The 16,095-nt window shown below is 60.6% G+C and carries 10 protein-coding genes; 7 read left to right on the top strand and 3 right to left on the bottom strand.

The window, feature by feature from the left end:
* The first annotated feature begins 223 nt into the window (after window positions 1–223).
* The 5 genes from ETC27_RS04960 to sucD all read left to right on the top strand — a co-directional run bounded on the left by ETC27_RS04960 (window position 224) and on the right by sucD (window position 8,332).
* Complete coding sequence (locus ETC27_RS04960) at window positions 224–3,058, top strand: 2-oxoglutarate dehydrogenase E1 component (RefSeq protein WP_136253901.1); 2,835 nt, start codon at window positions 224–226, stop codon at window positions 3,056–3,058.
* 43 nt (window positions 3,059–3,101) lie between these two features.
* Entirely contained in the window at window positions 3,102–4,667 is a 1,566-nt protein-coding gene (gene odhB, locus ETC27_RS04955; protein ID WP_136253900.1) for a 2-oxoglutarate dehydrogenase complex dihydrolipoyllysine-residue succinyltransferase, read from the top strand.
* Window positions 4,668–4,716: 49 nt separating this feature from the next.
* The gene (gene lpdA, locus ETC27_RS04950; protein WP_136253899.1) at window positions 4,717–6,153 is read left to right on the top strand and encodes a dihydrolipoyl dehydrogenase; all 1,437 of its coding nucleotides are present in this window, start codon (window positions 4,717–4,719) and stop codon (window positions 6,151–6,153) included.
* Between the two features lie 140 nt (window positions 6,154–6,293).
* Entirely contained in the window at window positions 6,294–7,460 is a 1,167-nt protein-coding gene (gene sucC, locus ETC27_RS04945; RefSeq protein WP_136253898.1) for an ADP-forming succinate--CoA ligase subunit beta, read from the top strand.
* Window positions 7,460–8,332 carry a succinate--CoA ligase subunit alpha gene (gene sucD / locus ETC27_RS04940; protein WP_136253897.1) on the top strand — a complete coding sequence of 291 codons (873 nt, stop codon included), beginning with the start codon at window positions 7,460–7,462 and terminating at the stop codon, window positions 8,330–8,332. The genes sucC and sucD overlap by 1 nt, the downstream gene beginning before the upstream one ends.
* Window positions 8,333–8,394: 62 nt before the next feature.
* Here sucD and ETC27_RS04935 read toward each other — a convergent pair whose 3' ends face one another.
* Window positions 8,395–10,263 (bottom strand): cellulose binding domain-containing protein, encoded by a 1,869-nt coding sequence (locus ETC27_RS04935; protein WP_136253896.1) that lies wholly within the window; start codon window positions 10,261–10,263, stop codon window positions 8,395–8,397.
* A 323-nt stretch (window positions 10,264–10,586) separates the two neighbouring features.
* Here ETC27_RS04935 and ETC27_RS04930 point away from each other — a divergent pair, with 323 nt between their 5' ends.
* Complete coding sequence (locus ETC27_RS04930; protein WP_136253895.1) at window positions 10,587–12,272, top strand: type I secretion system permease/ATPase; 1,686 nt, start codon at window positions 10,587–10,589, stop codon at window positions 12,270–12,272.
* Complete coding sequence (locus ETC27_RS04925) at window positions 12,269–13,648, top strand: HlyD family type I secretion periplasmic adaptor subunit (RefSeq protein ID WP_240724803.1); 1,380 nt, start codon at window positions 12,269–12,271, stop codon at window positions 13,646–13,648. Before ETC27_RS04930 ends, ETC27_RS04925 begins: the two co-directional genes overlap by 4 nt.
* Window positions 13,649–13,745: 97 nt before the next feature.
* On the opposite strand, the gene gpgF is transcribed toward ETC27_RS04925, so the two are convergent.
* Together gpgF and gpgS are read right to left on the bottom strand one after the other, a co-directional pair.
* Window positions 13,746–14,852, bottom strand: coding sequence for a glucosaminyl phosphatidylglycerol flippase (gene gpgF, locus ETC27_RS04920; protein ID WP_205742687.1), 1,107 nt, complete (start codon window positions 14,850–14,852; stop codon window positions 13,746–13,748).
* Window positions 14,853–14,969: 117 nt separating this feature from the next.
* Window positions 14,970–16,088: an N-acetylglucosaminyl phosphatidylglycerol synthase gene (gene gpgS, locus ETC27_RS04915; RefSeq protein ID WP_136253894.1), complete on the bottom strand. Its 1,119-nt coding sequence runs from the start codon at window positions 16,086–16,088 to the stop codon at window positions 14,970–14,972.
* Window positions 16,089–16,095: the final 7 nt, after the last annotated feature.

The following is a 16,095-nucleotide window of genomic DNA, read 5'->3' as shown; positions in this document are numbered from 1 at the left end:
GCTCCCATATCAGGATGTGGCGTTTTGCCACACCTGAGCCGGCCCCGTCGCCAAGAGCCGGTGCCTAGTGCACCGGCTCTTGGCGATCGAGACCTGGGCTTTCGGTTCATGCCGAAGCCCGCCGGATAGGACACAAGCCCAACCGGCAGGGCAACAGTCACGCCGATGCGGCGATGCCGTATATGGCGCCGATAACACCCCATCAGTGTAGGGTGACCGAGACATGCAAGAAGGCATAATGGAGTTGATGTGGCGCACATCTCATATCAGTGGCGGCAACGCTCACTATGTGGAAGCGCTATATGAACAGTACCTCGTCGATCCAAATGCTGTCCCCGACGAGTGGCGCAATTACTTTGATCAATTGCCCCGCCCGGATGGCAGTCCCTCCCAAGACATTCCGCTCAGCCCGATTCGCGACCAGTTCTACCAGCTTGGCCAGTCCCGGCGTAGTGCTCAGGCCACCGCGAGCGTCGACAGTGGTGAGAGCAAAAAGCAGGTCAAGGTTCTCCAGCTGATCAATGCGTATCGCTTTCGCGGGCATCAGAAGGCCGATATCGACCCGCTGAAGCTGCGTAGTCAGGTGCCGGTACCTGATCTTGAGCTGTCCTTCCACCAGTTGACCGAGGCCGATCTGGATACAGAATTCCAGACCGGCTCGTTCTTCCTGGGCAAGGATAAGGCGCCGCTCAAGGAGATTGTCGATGCGCTGGAGCAGACCTACTGTCGCTCCATCGGCTGCGAGATCATGCACATCGTCGACACCGAAGAGAAGCGCTGGCTGCAGCAGCGTTTCGAGTCGGTGCGCTCCAAGCCCAAGTTCAGCCCGGACGTGCGCAAGCATGTCCTCGAGCGTCTGACGGCAGCCGAGGGTCTGGAAAGTTATCTGGCATCCAAGTATCCGGGTACCAAGCGCTTCGGCCTCGAAGGTGGCGAAAGCTTCATCCCGATGATGGACGAGATCATCCAGCGGGCCGGTGGCTACGGCACCAAGGAAGTCGTCATTGGTATGGCGCACCGTGGTCGTCTCAATCTGCTGGTTAATATTCTGGGCAAGGCTCCCTCCGATCTGATCGAGGAATTCGACGGCAAGAAGGTGATCTCTCAAGGCTCAGGTGACGTCAAGTATCACCAGGGGTTCAGCTCGAACGTGATGACGCCGGGAGGTGAAGTTCACCTGGCGCTGGCGTTCAACCCGTCGCATCTGGAGATCGTCTCTCCGGTGGTCGAAGGTTCGGTTCGTGCTCGTCAGGATCGTCGTGATGACGCCGATGGCAGCATGGTGCTGCCGATCAGTATCCATGGTGACGCCGCCTTCGCCGGCCAGGGCGTGGTTATGGAAACCTTCCAGATGTCACAGACCCGTGCCTATAAAACGGGTGGCACGGTGCACATCGTGATCAATAACCAGGTGGGCTTTACGACCTCCCACCCTGGCGATACACGCTCCACCGAGTACTGTACCGATATCGCCAAGATGGTTCAGGCGCCGATCTTCCACGTCAACGGCGATGACCCCGACGCGGTGCTGCACGCGACCCAGGTGGCGATCGACTATCGCCATCAGTTCAAGCGTGACGTGGTCATTGACCTCGTGTGCTATCGCCGTCGTGGCCACAACGAGGCCGACGAACCCTCCGGCACCCAGCCGATGATGTACAGCAAGATCAAGGATCATCCGTCGGCGCGAACGCATTTCATCAAGCGTTTGGTTGATGAGGGCGTGATTGGCGAAGACGATGCCAAAGCGCAGATGGAAAAGTATCGGGACGATCTGATGGCCGGCAATCATGTGGCCAACGCCCTGGTCAAGGAGCCGAACACCTCTCTGTTCGTCGATTGGGCGCCGTATCTCGGCCATGAGTGGACCGGCGATGCCGATACCACCGTCGACATGAAGCGCATGCAGCAGCTCGCTACCAAGATGTGTGAAGTGCCGGACGGTATTCAGGTCCAGCGTCAGGTCGCCAAGATCTACGAGGACCGGCGCAAGATGGTGGCCGGCGGCATGGCGCTGAACTGGGGCTTTGCCGAGACCCTGGCCTACGCCACGCTGCTCGATCAGGGGCACCCGATTCGTATCACTGGCCAGGACAGCGGACGCGGCACCTTCTCCCACCGCCATGCGGTGGTGCACAACCAGAAGGACGGCAGCACGTACGTGCCGCTCGAGCATATTGCCGAGGACCAGCCGCGCTTCACTATCCACGATTCTTACCTGTCGGAAGAAGCCGTGCTGGCCTTTGAATATGGCTATTCCACCACCATGCCCAACGCGCTTGATATCTGGGAGGCCCAGTTCGGGGACTTCTTCAACGGCGCCCAGGTGGTGGTGGACCAGTTCATCTCCTCCGGTGAAACCAAGTGGGCGCGGTTGTGCGGTCTGACCATGCTGCTGCCTCACGGCTATGAGGGGCAGGGGCCCGAGCACTCTTCCGCGCGCCTCGAACGTTTCCTGCAGCTGTGTGCCGAGCACAACATGCAGGTCTGCGTACCGACGACGCCGGCACAGATCTTCCATCTGTTGCGCCGTCAGGTGATTCGTCCGCTGCGTAAGCCGCTGGTGGTCATGTCGCCGAAGAGCTTGCTGCGCCACAAGGAAGCGACGTCCACGCTAGAGGAACTGGCTCACGGCAAGTTCCAGATGGTACTGCCCGACCAAGGGAATCTCGAGGCCGAGAAGGTCAAGCGGGCGGTGCTGTGTTCCGGCAAGGTCTATTATGACCTCGCCACCTATCGCGCCGAGAATGAGCGTGAAGACACCGCGGTGGTTCGCATTGAGCAGGTCTATCCCTTCCCCAAGGAAGAACTGCAAGAGGCCCTCAAGGCGTATCCAAATCTCGAGCAGATTGTCTGGTGTCAGGAAGAACCGCTCAACCAGGGCGCCTGGTATCAAAGCCAGCATCACCTGCGGGTAGTAGCAGACATGTTGCGCGATGGCATGGGACGCGACCTGAAATTTGCGGGTCGTCCCGCCTCTGCGGCGCCAGCCGCCGGTTACATGTCCGTGCACGTAGAACAGCAGCGCCAACTGGTGGATGACGCCTTCAACCTTTGAAGGTATCCCCATCGGACGAGAGAGAACTCATAAGGGAAATTCAATGGCTACCGAGATCAAAGCGCCAACCTTTCCGGAATCTGTTGCCGAGGGCAGCGTCGCTGCTTGGCACAAGAAGCCGGGTGACAGCGTCGAGCGTGACGAACTGATTGTCGAAATCGAGACCGACAAGGTGGTGCTCGAGGTCGTAGCACCCGAAGCCGGTACGCTTTCCGAGATCAAGGCCGAAGAGGGCGATACCGTCACTTCCGAGCAGGTGTTGGGTACTCTCGGCGCTGCAGGCGAAGCGAAGAGTGAGCCCAAGGCCGAGGAGAACGCCGACGATAAGGCCGCTGAAAAGAGCGACGCCCAGTCGGCGCCGAAGGCCGAAGCTTCTGGCAAGACCCATGACGTCAAGGCGCCGACCTTCCCGGAGTCCATTCAGGAAGGCACGGTTGCGACCTGGCACAAGAAAGTCGGTGAAGCGGTCAAGCGCGACGAAGTGCTGGTCGATATCGAGACCGACAAGGTGGTGCTCGAGGTTGTTGCACCCGCTGACGGCGCACTTGCCGAGATCAAGGCCGAGGAAGGCGCTCAGGTCGAGTCCGAGGCGGTGCTGGCAAGCTTCGCCGAAGGCGCTGGCGGCGATGCCGCGCCCGACAAGGCCGAGGCGTCTGCTTCGCAGGGCAGCGGCGACGATCAAGGTGGCGACGAGAAAGTCGGCGACAAGATCCTTGCCCCGGCGGCGCGCAAGATGGTCGCTGAGCATGACCTTGACGTGGCCAAGATAGAAGGCACCGGCAAGGGCGGTCGCGTACTGAAGGAAGACGTTCAGAAGGCCGTCAAGGAAGGCGCCGCCCAGAAGTCCAAGGCGGCGCCGACCAGTGCTGCAGCGCCTGCTGCGGCCGCGGCGCCTGTTGCCGAGGGTGAGCGTCCTGAGAAGCGTGTGCCGATGAGCCGCCTGCGCAAGACTATCGCCAAGCGCCTGGTCGAGGCCCAGCAGACCGCGGCCATGCTAACCACCTATAACGAGGTGGACATGGGCGCCGTGATGGACCTGCGGGCCCAGTACAAGGACACCTTCCTCAAGGCTCACGACACCAAGCTTGGTTTCATGGGCTTCTTCGTCAAGGCGGCTTCCGAGGCGCTCAAGCGCTTTCCGGACGTCAATGCGTCCATCGACGGCGGCGACATCGTCTACCACGGTTATCAGGATATCGGTGTAGCCGTGTCCACCGACCGTGGCCTGGTCGTGCCGGTGCTGCGTGACACCGACAGCATGAAAATTGCGGATGTCGAGAAAACCATCGTCGACTTCGGCAAGCGAGCCCGTGCTGGTAAGCTCGGCATCGACGAAATGCAGGGCGGTACCTTTACCATTACCAACGGCGGTATCTTCGGTTCGCTGATGTCGACTCCGATCCTGAATCCGCCGCAGACTGCGATTCTTGGCATGCACAAGATTCAGGAACGTCCGATGGCGGTGAATGGCAAGGTCGAGATTCGTCCGATGATGTACCTCGCCGTGTCATACGACCACCGCATGATCGATGGCAAGGATGCGGTCCAGTTCCTGGTCACCATGAAGGAACTGCTCGAGGATCCGGCACGCCTGCTGCTCGACGTTTGAGCCAGCGTGACGCCAACGATTCCAGCGAACTGAAAACAGGAAGGAAAGCATGGCCGATAAATTCGATCTGATCGTCATTGGTGCGGGCCCCGGCGGCTATGTCGCCGCCATTCGTGCCGCCCAGCTGGGTCTGAAAACTGCCTGCGTCGAGAAGTGGATCGACAAGGAAGGCAAGACCGTGCACGGCGGCACCTGCCTGAACGTGGGCTGTATCCCGTCCAAGGCACTGCTCGAAGCTTCACACAAGTTCGTTGAAGCGCAGCACGACTTCGACGACATGGGCATCCAGGCGGGCGACGTCACCATGGACGTCACGAAGATGATGGCCCGCAAGGACAAGATCGTGAAGAACCTGACCGGCGGCATCGCGGGTCTGTTCAAGGCCAACGGTGTGACCGCCCTGGAAGGCGCCGGCAAGGTGTTGTCCGGCAAGGAGGTCGAGGTCAGCAAGGATGGCGAGAAGGTCGTCTATGAAGCCGACAACATCGTCATTGCTTCTGGCTCCGTGCCGGTCGAGATTCCGCCGACCCCGCTTACCGAAGGCCTGGTGGTCGATTCCACCGGCGCACTCGAGTTCGAGGAGACCCCCAAGCGACTCGGCGTGATCGGCGCTGGCGTCATCGGTCTCGAGCTTGGCAGTGTGTGGAGCCGTCTGGGTTCCGAAGTCACTGTTCTCGAGGCCATGGACAGCTTCCTGCCGATGGTCGACCAGGCTGTCGCCAAGGAGACCCAGAAACTGCTCAAGAAGCAGGGGCTGGACATCAAACTGGGCGCCCGAGTCACTGGCTCGGACATCAAGGACAACGAGGTCGTCGTCAAGTACGCCGACAGCGAGGGCGACAAGGAGATCACCTTCGACAAGCTGATCGTCTGCGTCGGCCGTCGTCCTTATACCCAGGGCCTGCTGGGCGACGATGCCGGGGTCAAGCTCGATGAGCGTGGCTTCATCTTCGTCGATGATCAGTGCCGTACCAGCGTGCCGGGCGTCTACGCGATCGGTGATGTGGTGCGCGGCCCGATGCTCGCTCACAAGGCGTCTGAGGAAGGCATCATGGTCGCCGACATCGTCGCCGGTCATAAGGCCGAGATGAACTACGATGCCATCCCGAGCGTGATCTATACCTTCCCGGAAGTGGCCTGGGTGGGCATGAACGAGCAGGAAGCCAAGGCGGCCGGCATCGAGGTCAAGTCCGGCTCCTTCCCGTTCGCGGCCAGTGGTCGCGCCATGGCCAACAATGCCACCGAAGGCATGGCCAAGGTGATTACCGACGCCGAGACCGACCGCGTACTGGGCATGCATATCGTCGGTCAGCACGCCGGCGAGATGATCGCCCAGGGCGTGATCGCCATGGAATTCGGCTCCAGCGCCGAGGATCTGGCGCTGACCTGCTATGCACACCCGACCATGTCGGAAGCCGTGCACGAAGCCGCGCTGGCGGTCGATGGTCACGCGATCCACATGGCCAATCGCAAGAAGCGCAAGTAAGTCGTCGAACAACGAGCGCCGCCTAATAGAGCGGCGCCATGCTCCGACCGGTTCGGGGCGAACGGGGATGACTTGGCACGCTACAACGGTGGCGTGTCACGATCATCGTTCGAGTCAAATGCAACCAATGGCATGACACGATGAATCTTCACGAGTATCAGGGCAAACAGCTGTTTGCCGATTATGGTCTGCCGGTATCCAAGGGCTTCGCCGTGGATACCCCGGAAGAAGCTGCAGAAGCTTGCAACAAGATCGGTGGTGACAAATGGGTCGTCAAGGCCCAGGTGCACGCTGGTGGCCGCGGCAAGGCCGGCGGCGTCAAGCTGATCCAGAGTCCGGAAGAGGCCAAGGCGTTTGCCGAGCAGTGGCTGGGCAAGAAACTGGTGACCTTCCAGACCGACGAGCACGGCCAGCCGGTCGCCAAGATTCTGGTCGAGAACTGCACCGACATCGCCAATGAGCTGTACTTGGGCGCCGTCGTCGATCGCACCACCCGTCGCGTGGTGTTCATGGCCTCCACCGAAGGTGGTGTGGAGATCGAAAAGGTCGCCGAGGAAACGCCCGAGAAGATTCTCAAGGCCGAGATCGACCCGCTGGTCGGCGCTCAGCCGTACCAGGCACGCGAACTCGGTTTCGCGCTGGGCCTTAACAAGGAACAGATCAAGCAGTTCACCAAGATCTTCCTGGGCCTGTCGAAGCTGTTCCACGACAAGGATCTCGCCCTGCTCGAGATCAACCCGCTGGTGATCACCGGCGAAGGCAATCTGCACTGCCTCGACGCCAAGATCGGCCTGGATGGCAATGCCCTCTATCGCCACCCGGACCTGCAGGCCATGCAGGACCCGTCTCAAGAAGACGAGCGTGAAGCCGAAGCGGCGGCCTGGGAGCTGAACTACGTAGCCCTCGACGGCAACATCGGCTGCATGGTCAATGGCGCTGGTCTGGCCATGGGTACCATGGATATCGTCAATCTGAACGGCGGTAATCCGGCCAACTTCCTTGACGTGGGCGGTGGCGCCACCAAGGAACGCGTCGCGGAAGCGTTCAAGATCATCCTCTCCGACGACAACGTCAAGGCCGTGCTGGTCAACATCTTCGGCGGTATCGTGCGTTGCGACATGATCGCCGAGGGCATCATCGGTGCCGTCGAGCAGGTCGGCGTCAACGTGCCGGTCGTGGTGCGTCTGGAAGGCAACAACGCCGAGCTGGGTGCCGAAAAACTGGCGTCCAGCGGTCTGAACATCATCGCTGCTACCAGCCTGACTGACGCGGCACAGCAGGTCGTCAAGGCAGCGGAGGGCAAGTAATGAGTATCCTGATCGATAAGAACACCAAGGTCATCTGCCAGGGCTTCACCGGTGGCCAGGGAACCTTCCACTCCGAACAGGCCATCGCCTACGGTACCCAGATGGTCGGCGGCGTGACCCCGGGCAAGGGTGGCCAGGAACACCTGGGCCTGCCGGTATTCAATACCGTCAAGGAAGCCGTTGCCGAGACCGGCGCAGAAGCGTCCGTGATCTATGTGCCGGCGGCGTTCTGCAAGGACTCCATCCTCGAGGCGGCCAACGGTGGCATCAAGCTGATTGTCTGCATCACCGAAGGCATCCCGACGCTCGATATGCTGGATGCCAAGGTCAAGTGCGACGAGCTGGGCGTGCGCCTGATCGGTCCGAACTGCCCGGGTGTTATCACACCGGGTGAAAGCAAGATCGGCATCATGCCGGGCCATATCCATCAGCCGGGCAAGGTCGGTATCGTGTCGCGTTCCGGCACCCTGACCTACGAAGCCGTCAAGCAGACCACCGATCATGGCTTCGGCCAGTCGAGCTGCGTCGGTATCGGCGGTGACCCGATCCCGGGCTCCAACTTCATCGACATCCTCGAGATGTTCGAGCAGGACCCGCAGACCGAGGCGATCGTCATGATCGGCGAGATCGGCGGCACCGCCGAGGAAGAAGCCGCGGCCTACATCAAGGCCAACGTGTCCAAGCCGGTAGTCGCCTACATCGCGGGCGTGACCGCGCCTCCGGGTAAGCGTATGGGCCATGCCGGTGCCATCATCTCCGGCGGCAAGGGCACGGCTGACGAAAAGTTCGGTGCCCTGGAATCAGCGGGCGTCAAGACCGTACGCTCCCTGGCCGAGATCGGCGATGCGCTGAAGCAGGCCACTGGCTGGTAAGCCAGCGATCTGCCTCATGGCACAAAGGGCACCCCGCGGGGTGCCCTTTTTTTTGCCGAGGGTCAACCCGCTAGGTCATCAACCTGGTCGGCCATGCCCAGTAGCTGTACGTCGATGCCGTTGCCATTATCGTTACTGGCAGTCATCTCGTCGGGCAGCGACTGGTCGTCTCCATAGGCCTTGAAGGAAAAGCGCCAGGCCTCGCCGGGGGCAAGGGTGTTGTCGGAGTTGTCTTCCACGCGGTAAGTGCCGTCGTCCTCGGTCAGGCTGCCGTTCCACAGCGTATCGATATCCGCGGAGAGGTCGAATTGTACCTCGGGGTTAACGATCTCATCATCGGAGACGTTCTCGATGAAGACCTCGGCGACATAGCCCGATGACCAGCTGCTGGTGGTATTGCTGGTCGCCAACAGCTCGGTGCCGTCCTCGACCAGCCCTGGTAGCTCAGCGTCGCCATTCAGGATTGATGAAGCATCAGGGGTTGCGAGCGGCTCGCCCGAGAAGACATTACCCGATGCCATATGAAGGGTGCTGCCATCGCCGAAGACGGCGAATTCCATATTGGTGAGGCTATCGTGGCTGCCTTTGCCAGTGATCTCAGCGCCTTTGGCGTTGAGGGCCACCTGATGGTCGGCATAGTCACCGACATAACGTGCCGTGTCGATGCCATCACCGCCATCGAGTCGATCGGTGCCATCGATCCAGTCGTCTCCCGGTCCGCCTTGGAGGATGTCATTGCCGGCGCCACCGGTCAGGGTGTCATCGCCCAGGTTGCCGTTAAGATAGACACCATCATCGGAGCCTTGTACGTCATCGCTGCGACGTGAACCGACCATATAGTCGAAGATCACATCATTGGCCTCGGCATCGGTGATGGCGCCGAAGCTCTCGCCACCCGAGTTGGTCCACACGGCAGGGGACATGGTGTCGGCATCGGGGTCACGCACGGATTCAAGGACCCGTACGCTATTATCATGGTCGCGCCCACCGTGGAAATTGACGTCGCGATCGGTATAGGCGACCTCGACGTCGTTGCCCACAGAGGAGCGCCAGGAGGCGAACACCAGGCCATGGCGCATGCCAGTGTCCTCGAGTCCACTGAAGCTGCCGTTGTAGCTCTCATGCAGCTCAAAGGCGTAACCATTGCCGCCGCTGCCCTTGTTGATGGCTCCATGTGCGGCGATATCCTCGACGTTCGTGTCTAACGTCTTGGAGAAATAGAACGCATGCGACGGGCCATCGTTGACCGTGATGTCGTTCAGTTGTGCATCGACGGTACCCTCAAGGGACACGGCATGGTAGCCGGTCAGTTCATGCATAGGACTGTCGAAGTCGCCGGCCTCGGCTGTGCCCAAGTCGAACTCAACGCTGAAGCCTCCAAGGCTGACATCGTTGACCGTTGAGAGCCGTTCGACCTGCGTCTTACCTCCCTCAAAATCAAAATGTACACCGCGATCGAGCGTGACGCTGTCGCCATCGACAGACGCCACCTTGGCCATGCTGGTACGCAAGTCGGCATGTTCGACCTTGCGCCAGGACGTATCGCCGATTTCATCGAAGAAAGCGTCGTCGTTGTCCTGAGAGAGGCGTATGGTGTCGCCGACCTGGAGGTCATGGTCGCGATCCAGCGCAAGGCTCTGATCGCCCTCGCTCATCGCTGACTCCAGCTCGCCTTGGTCGGTATTTTCTGTGCCATTCAGATGGATGGCATGATCGTCATTACGCTCCAGCGCTTCATCATTGAAACGGACAGTCGTCTGTTCGGAACCTGCTCCGATCAGAGAAATATCGGAACGCTCGATGGTGATGGCGTCATCAAACTCGAAGGTACCGGCGGCAAGCCTTAGGGTCGATCCGGCTTCGGCTTCATTGATCAACGTCTGCAATTCCTCGGCACTGGTATCGTTGCCGACATCAATGTACGAACTCATGATTTGTGTCTCTCCTGTGTCTTTAAAAGGCGACAGTACTTACTGACGATAATGGGTGGCTTTATGGGCTAAATGTCTAAAATTAGTGCCTATGTTGTTGCCATTTGAGGACACTTTCTTCCGGTTGAAAGTGCGCATTATTGGCCGATATCGTGCGATGCGAAGAAGTAGGATAGAGACCAAAAAAGTGTTGTATAAGCAGATGAGTGGGTCAATGAGGAGCATGAATTTTTTGCCATATAGCAATTTAGTTTTTGGTCATTTACCAATAAGTATTAAAACATTTTATCCTTTTATGGCAGCAGTGCTGGGAGCCTTATCGCATGGCAGTTGAATCGCGAACCGTGCTCGGTGAGGCTTTAGAAAGCTGTCGTCACTCCCTGCGTTGGGCCTGCTTTTTTAGTCTTTTCATTAACCTGCTGATGCTGACACCTGCTTTATACATGCTGCAGGTGTACGACCGCGTTATTACCACAGGCAGCGAGGCGACACTTGTGGTAATGACGCTACTGGTCGTTTTCTCTTTCTGCATCATGGGGGCGCTGGAATGGGTTCGTAGCCGCGTTCTGGTACGGCTCGGTAACCGTTTCGATATGCAACTGCATGATCGCCTACATGGCGATATGTTCTGGCGGGACCTAAACCTGTCGGGACGTCATGGCGCCTGGCCCCTAGATGACTTGGCAACGTTACGTCAGGCGCTGGCGGGGGGAGGGCTGCTGGTCTTCTTTGACGCCGTCTGGGTGCCTGTCTACCTGATCGTGCTGACCCTTTTTCATCCATGGTTTGGTAGCTTTGCCGCTGTCGCGGGGGTGTTGCTGCTCGCGCTGGCGGTGATCAACGAGAAGGTCACTCGACAGCTTCTCGACGATGCCAGCCGTGACCAGGCTGAGTCTCGAGAACTTGCCGCCAGCAATCTGCGCAATGCCGAGGTGCTACATGCCATGGGCATGCTGGCAGGCATCCGCAGGCGCTGGGCCCGGCAACATCGGCGCTATTTGGCCAAGCAGTCAAAGGCCAGTGATCGTGCCGGTCTGCTATTCAGCCTAACCAGAACCCTGCGTCTGGCTGCCCAATCGCTGATTCTCGGTCTGGGCGCGCTGCTGGTACTCAACGAGCAGATCACCCCCGGCATGATGATTGCCGGTTCGCTACTGATGGGACGTGCCTTGGCGCCGATCGATCAGGCTATCGGCAGCTGGAAAAGCGTGGTCGCGGCGCGTGCTGCTTATCGACGTCTCGAGGCGCTCTTTCAAGAAGTGCCGGATAATGAAGAGCGGATGGCGTTGCCACCCCCGCGGGGCGAGCTGGCCCTCAAGAGCGTCTCCGCGGGACCGCCGACCCAGGAGCGGCCGGTCATAAGAGGCGTCAACATCGCCATTGCCGCCGGCGAGCATGTCGGCATCATTGGTGCCAGTGCCGCTGGTAAGTCGACACTGGCCCGCGTGTTGCTAGGTATCTGGCCGGCCCGTCACGGAAGTATGCGCCTCGATGGCGCGGAGATCACCCAATGGCAGCGCGAATCGCTGGGCCCCTACCTCGGCTACCTGCCACAGGATATCGAACTCTTTGAGGGCAGCGTTGGCGATAACATTGCCCGCTTCGAGGCGTTGGATGCCGACAAGGTGGTAGTCGCGGCCAAACGGGCCGGTGTTCATGAGATGATTCTTCATTTACCCGAAGGCTATGACACCTTGCTAACCCCGAAAGGGGGTGTCTTATCCGCCGGACAGCGACAGCGCATCGGGCTGGCTCGCGCCCTGTATAACGATCCGTCTCTGGTCGTCCTCGACGAGCCTAATTCCAATCTCGATCACCAGGGTGAAAAAGCGCTGACGACGGCGATGCAAGAATTGAAGCGCGAGGGGGTGACTCTTTTGGTGATCAGTCACCGTACTGGCGTATTGAAGGAGGTCGATAGCTTATTGTTGATGGAACAGGGCCAGGTACGTCTGTTTGGTCCCCGAGAGCGGGTGTTGGCGAGCATGGCCGGGGAGGCGCAGACATGAACATGTCCACGGGGTCATCGCCGGATGCAGAAAAAGCATCACTGGGTGCCAACGTCACCGCCACTGCGACCGACATTCACGATGAGGGCCCGCCGATAGGTGACCGCCGACATCGCGGTATCGGGATCGGGATCCTGCTGCTGTTGCTGGTTGGCTTCGGTGGTTGGGCGGTATCGGCCGATCTGGCCGTGGCGGTCATGGCGCCGGGACGGGTGACCGCCGCCTCCTTCAAGAAGACCGTTCAGCACCTCGAGGGGGGCATCGTCGAGCGTATCGCGGTCGCCGATGGAGAGCTTGTCGAGCGAGGCGATACCTTGATCACCCTTGATTCCACCCGTATCGACGGTGAGCTTGAGATTGCCCGCATGCAGTACTGGGTCAATCGTGCCACGCAGGTGCGCTTGCAGGCCGAGCAGGCCGACCAGCAGCGCTTGAACTATCCACCCGCCTTACTTGATCAGGAGGATCGGCGCCTCACTCAGGTACTGATCGTTCAGCGTCAGCTGTTCTTGGCGCGACGACTGCGACTTCAGAGCGCACTGGACGCGCTAGACGAACAAATTGCACAGCGCCGCCGCCAGATCGAGGGGCATGAGGCCTTGATCGATGCAACCGAGCAGCAGCTTGCGTCGCTACGAAAAGATGTAAAGGCACTTGGCTCGCTGTACCAGGACGGCTTCGGCGACAATCAGCGCCTGCACGAGATGCAGCGCGACATTCTGCGCTATCAGGGCGAGCTCGACGAGCATCGTGCCGATATTGCCCGTCTACGCTCGAAGGTCGGCGAGTATGTCCTGCAGAAAGAGGTCCGCGAGCAAAAGCACCAGGAAACGGTCAGCGATCAGCTCCGCGAGGTTCAGCATCAGGTCGCCGACGCGAAAGAGCGTCTGGCCATGTTGCGTGACCAGCAGCGTCGCTTGAATATTTCGGCACCAGCCGCGGGTCGTGTGGTGGGGCTTGCCGTGCACACTCGCGGTGCGGTGCTCGACCCTGGCATGCGAGTTCTCGACATCGTGCCAGTCGGTCAAGACTTCGTCGTCAAAGCCCGTGTCACCGACCGAGACATCGATCATGTGAAGATCGGGCAGCCGGCGGAGGTGCGCTTCACAGCCTTCAATCGCCGCCAGTCGCCGCTGGTGGAAGGCGAGGTGCAGCGTGTTTCTGCCGACAGCTTCGAGGACGAGGCCAGCGGGGAGCATTACTACAAGGTGCGAATTTTGCTCAAGCCCAAGGCGTTGGCAACGCTGCCAGCGGATCTATCGCTGCGCTCGGGCATGCCGGCCGAGGTTCGCCTGCAGGGCGGCGAGCGGACCTTCGCCAGTTACCTGTTCAAGCCAGTGAACGACATGTTGGCGCGAGCCATGCGCCCCGGCTGATAGGGTGTTCTTTAAGGAAGCAACGTCCGTTGCAAGCGTTCAGTTAAGCGCTCCACCCTGTCACTCACGTCGGGACGCGCACTCGGTAGGTGCTACGTCATGTGTCGATTTGGCGGCCTGAGAGTCGCCGCTCACCGACTGTGGCGGTATCGGGGCCGCCATTACCGGCCAGCCATGCCAGCACCGGGGCGCCTGCCAGCAAATACCAATGGTAGGTAACGAAACGCCAGATCAAGATCGCGGCCGCGGTGGTTTCGCCGCCTAGTGTGGGGAGTAAAAATGCACCGATGGTCAACTCGACGCCCCCAGCGCCACCCGGCAGCAGACTCAGTTGTCCGGCTGCCATGGCCAGCATCTGTACCATGAAGGTCCAGACCCAGGCGATGTCGACACCTAGGCCATCCAGCGTCAGGTACAGCAGGCTGTAGCGGGCAAGCCAGTGGGTGCTGCACAGAGCGAAGATGGCGGTGAGCCGCAGTGGTGGTTGGCCAAGCGTGATGGCAAGCCCTTGGCGGAAGTGCAGCATATGACGGCTCAGACGGCGACGCCTCGCCTGGCTTAGCCCCAGGTGCTTGAGCGGCACACGACTCAGGCGCAGTACCCGGGGCAGATAGATCAGTAGCAACGCCATCATCACCAGAAGCATCACCAGTACCGCGCTTGCTAGCTGTATCAGCTCGGGCCGGTGCCAGGCACTCGGATGCAGCAGGGCATAGCCGCCCATCGCTGCCAGGGCGAGCAGGAAAAACAGCATGTCGCAGACTTGATCGATCACGAATAGCCCGGAAGAGGTAGCGGGATGCACGCCGTGACGCTTGAGCAGCATCATCAGCGTCAAGGGGCCGCCGCTACCACCGGGTGTGGCGCAAGTGGCGCACTCGGTCGCCATCACCATGGCAACTGCACGCCGCTGTCCCAGGGGGGCGGATGAAAATCGGGTCAGCGTTCGGCCTGTCGGTGATGGAGCTGCTGGGACGCCATCCTGCTGCGCTCGCCTAAGGCCGCGAGATCCGCCGCGACCGGCAAGCAGAAAACGCAGGCGCAGTGCATTGAGATTCCAGCAGCCCAAGACCAACGCAAGCATCAGCGCCAGGCGTGAGAGGGGAAAATCCAGTAGCGCCGCAAACGGCGTCAGACCATCGAGCAGCATTGGGATCAATGCCGCCACCAGCAGGGCCACGATCAGCATGACTCTGCTGCGCAAGCGCCTCAAATCCTGCGTCGATCTCTTCATAAGGCGTTGAATATGCGATGTCATCGGCAAGCTGTCATGAGCGTACTTGAAAGTGCATTGCCGTCTTTAGCGACGTATGCCGGCTTGCTATCCATGCTCACGGTGAGTGTCGGTGGCGAGCGTTGGCGACAGCGTGCGGTAGTGGTCGAGTAGACCATCGATCACCTTTGACCAACGATAGTGGCGCTCCACGTGGCGACGGGCATGGCGGCCGATGGCTGCGGCATCGTTGAGGAAAAGCTCTTCCACGGCCCGGGCCATGGCATTCGGAGAATGAGGCTCGCAGAGCACGCCGCACCCCAGCGGCACGTTCTCGTTAAGCGCACCGGCCCGGGCGGCCACTACCGGTAGGCCGCTGGCCATGGCCTCCAGGGCCACCAGGCCGAAGGTCTCACGGGTGCCGGCATGCACCATGGCATCGGCACTGGCAAGCGCACGGGCTACCTCGTTGGGTGAACAGCAGCGACTGATCACGCTGACGTTGTCGGGCACCTGGGTCGGCATGCCCGGCCCCATCAGCAGCAGGTGATAACCACGGCCCAGCTGCCGGGCAGTCGCCAGCAGGTCATTGACGTTCTTCTCTCGGGAGTTGCGCCCGGCGAACACCAGCAGCCGGGTGGCGTCGGAAAGCCCCAGCGTCTGGCGCAATTGGCCGTTGCGACGGCGGGGGTGAAAGGTATCGAGGTCGACCCCCAGCGGCTGGACGCGGATGCCCTCGATGCCCCAATCCGCGAGTCGCTCGCCCATTGAGCGGCAGGGCACCAACACGCTATCGAAGCGCCCATAAAGATCCGCCACGTAGTGTTGCAGTCGTCTGGCCACCGGCGCACCAAAACGGTCGCCCATCAGCCGGGGCAGGTCGGAGTGGTAGAATCCCACTACCGGCACGCCCAGCTGCTGGCCGGCCTCCAGCGCCGCCCAGGCGGTAACGTAGGGGTCACCTGCCTCGATCAGGTCCGGGCCAAGCTCGACCAATGCCTCTCGCCAGGGGCGGCGTCGAAGCGGAAAGCGATAGCCCTGCCCCAGCGGTAGGCGACAGGCGGGCAGGGTTTGCAGGGTACCGAGGGTCTGACGCTCGCTGGCTGGCACCAGCAGGCTTGCCTCGACGCCTGGCAGGGTCGCCAAGTGACGGTGTTTGGCCTGAAGATAGGTGCGCACGCCGCCGCTGTCCGGGGCATGAAACATGGTGACGTCGGCGAGGTACAAGGCCATC

Origin of the sequence: Onishia niordana, from assembly GCF_004798965.1 — a bacterium.
Classification (GTDB): domain Bacteria; phylum Pseudomonadota; class Gammaproteobacteria; order Pseudomonadales; family Halomonadaceae; genus Onishia; species Onishia niordana.
This window is presented reverse-complemented; position numbering and strand designations above follow the sequence as displayed.

Coding starts and splice junctions, on each gene's coding strand:
- ETC27_RS04960 (WP_136253901.1), top strand. CDS start 224: ATGCAAGAAGGCATAATGGAGTTGATGTGGCGCACATCTCATATCAGT.
- odhB (WP_136253900.1), top strand. CDS start 3,102: ATGGCTACCGAGATCAAAGCGCCAACCTTTCCGGAATCTGTTGCCGAG.
- lpdA (WP_136253899.1), top strand. CDS start 4,717: ATGGCCGATAAATTCGATCTGATCGTCATTGGTGCGGGCCCCGGCGGC.
- sucC (WP_136253898.1), top strand. CDS start 6,294: ATGAATCTTCACGAGTATCAGGGCAAACAGCTGTTTGCCGATTATGGT.
- sucD (WP_136253897.1), top strand. CDS start 7,460: ATGAGTATCCTGATCGATAAGAACACCAAGGTCATCTGCCAGGGCTTC.
- ETC27_RS04935 (WP_136253896.1), bottom strand. CDS start 10,263: ATGAGTTCGTACATTGATGTCGGCAACGATACCAGTGCCGAGGAATTG.
- ETC27_RS04930 (WP_136253895.1), top strand. CDS start 10,587: ATGGCAGTTGAATCGCGAACCGTGCTCGGTGAGGCTTTAGAAAGCTGT.
- ETC27_RS04925 (WP_240724803.1), top strand. CDS start 12,269: ATGAACATGTCCACGGGGTCATCGCCGGATGCAGAAAAAGCATCACTG.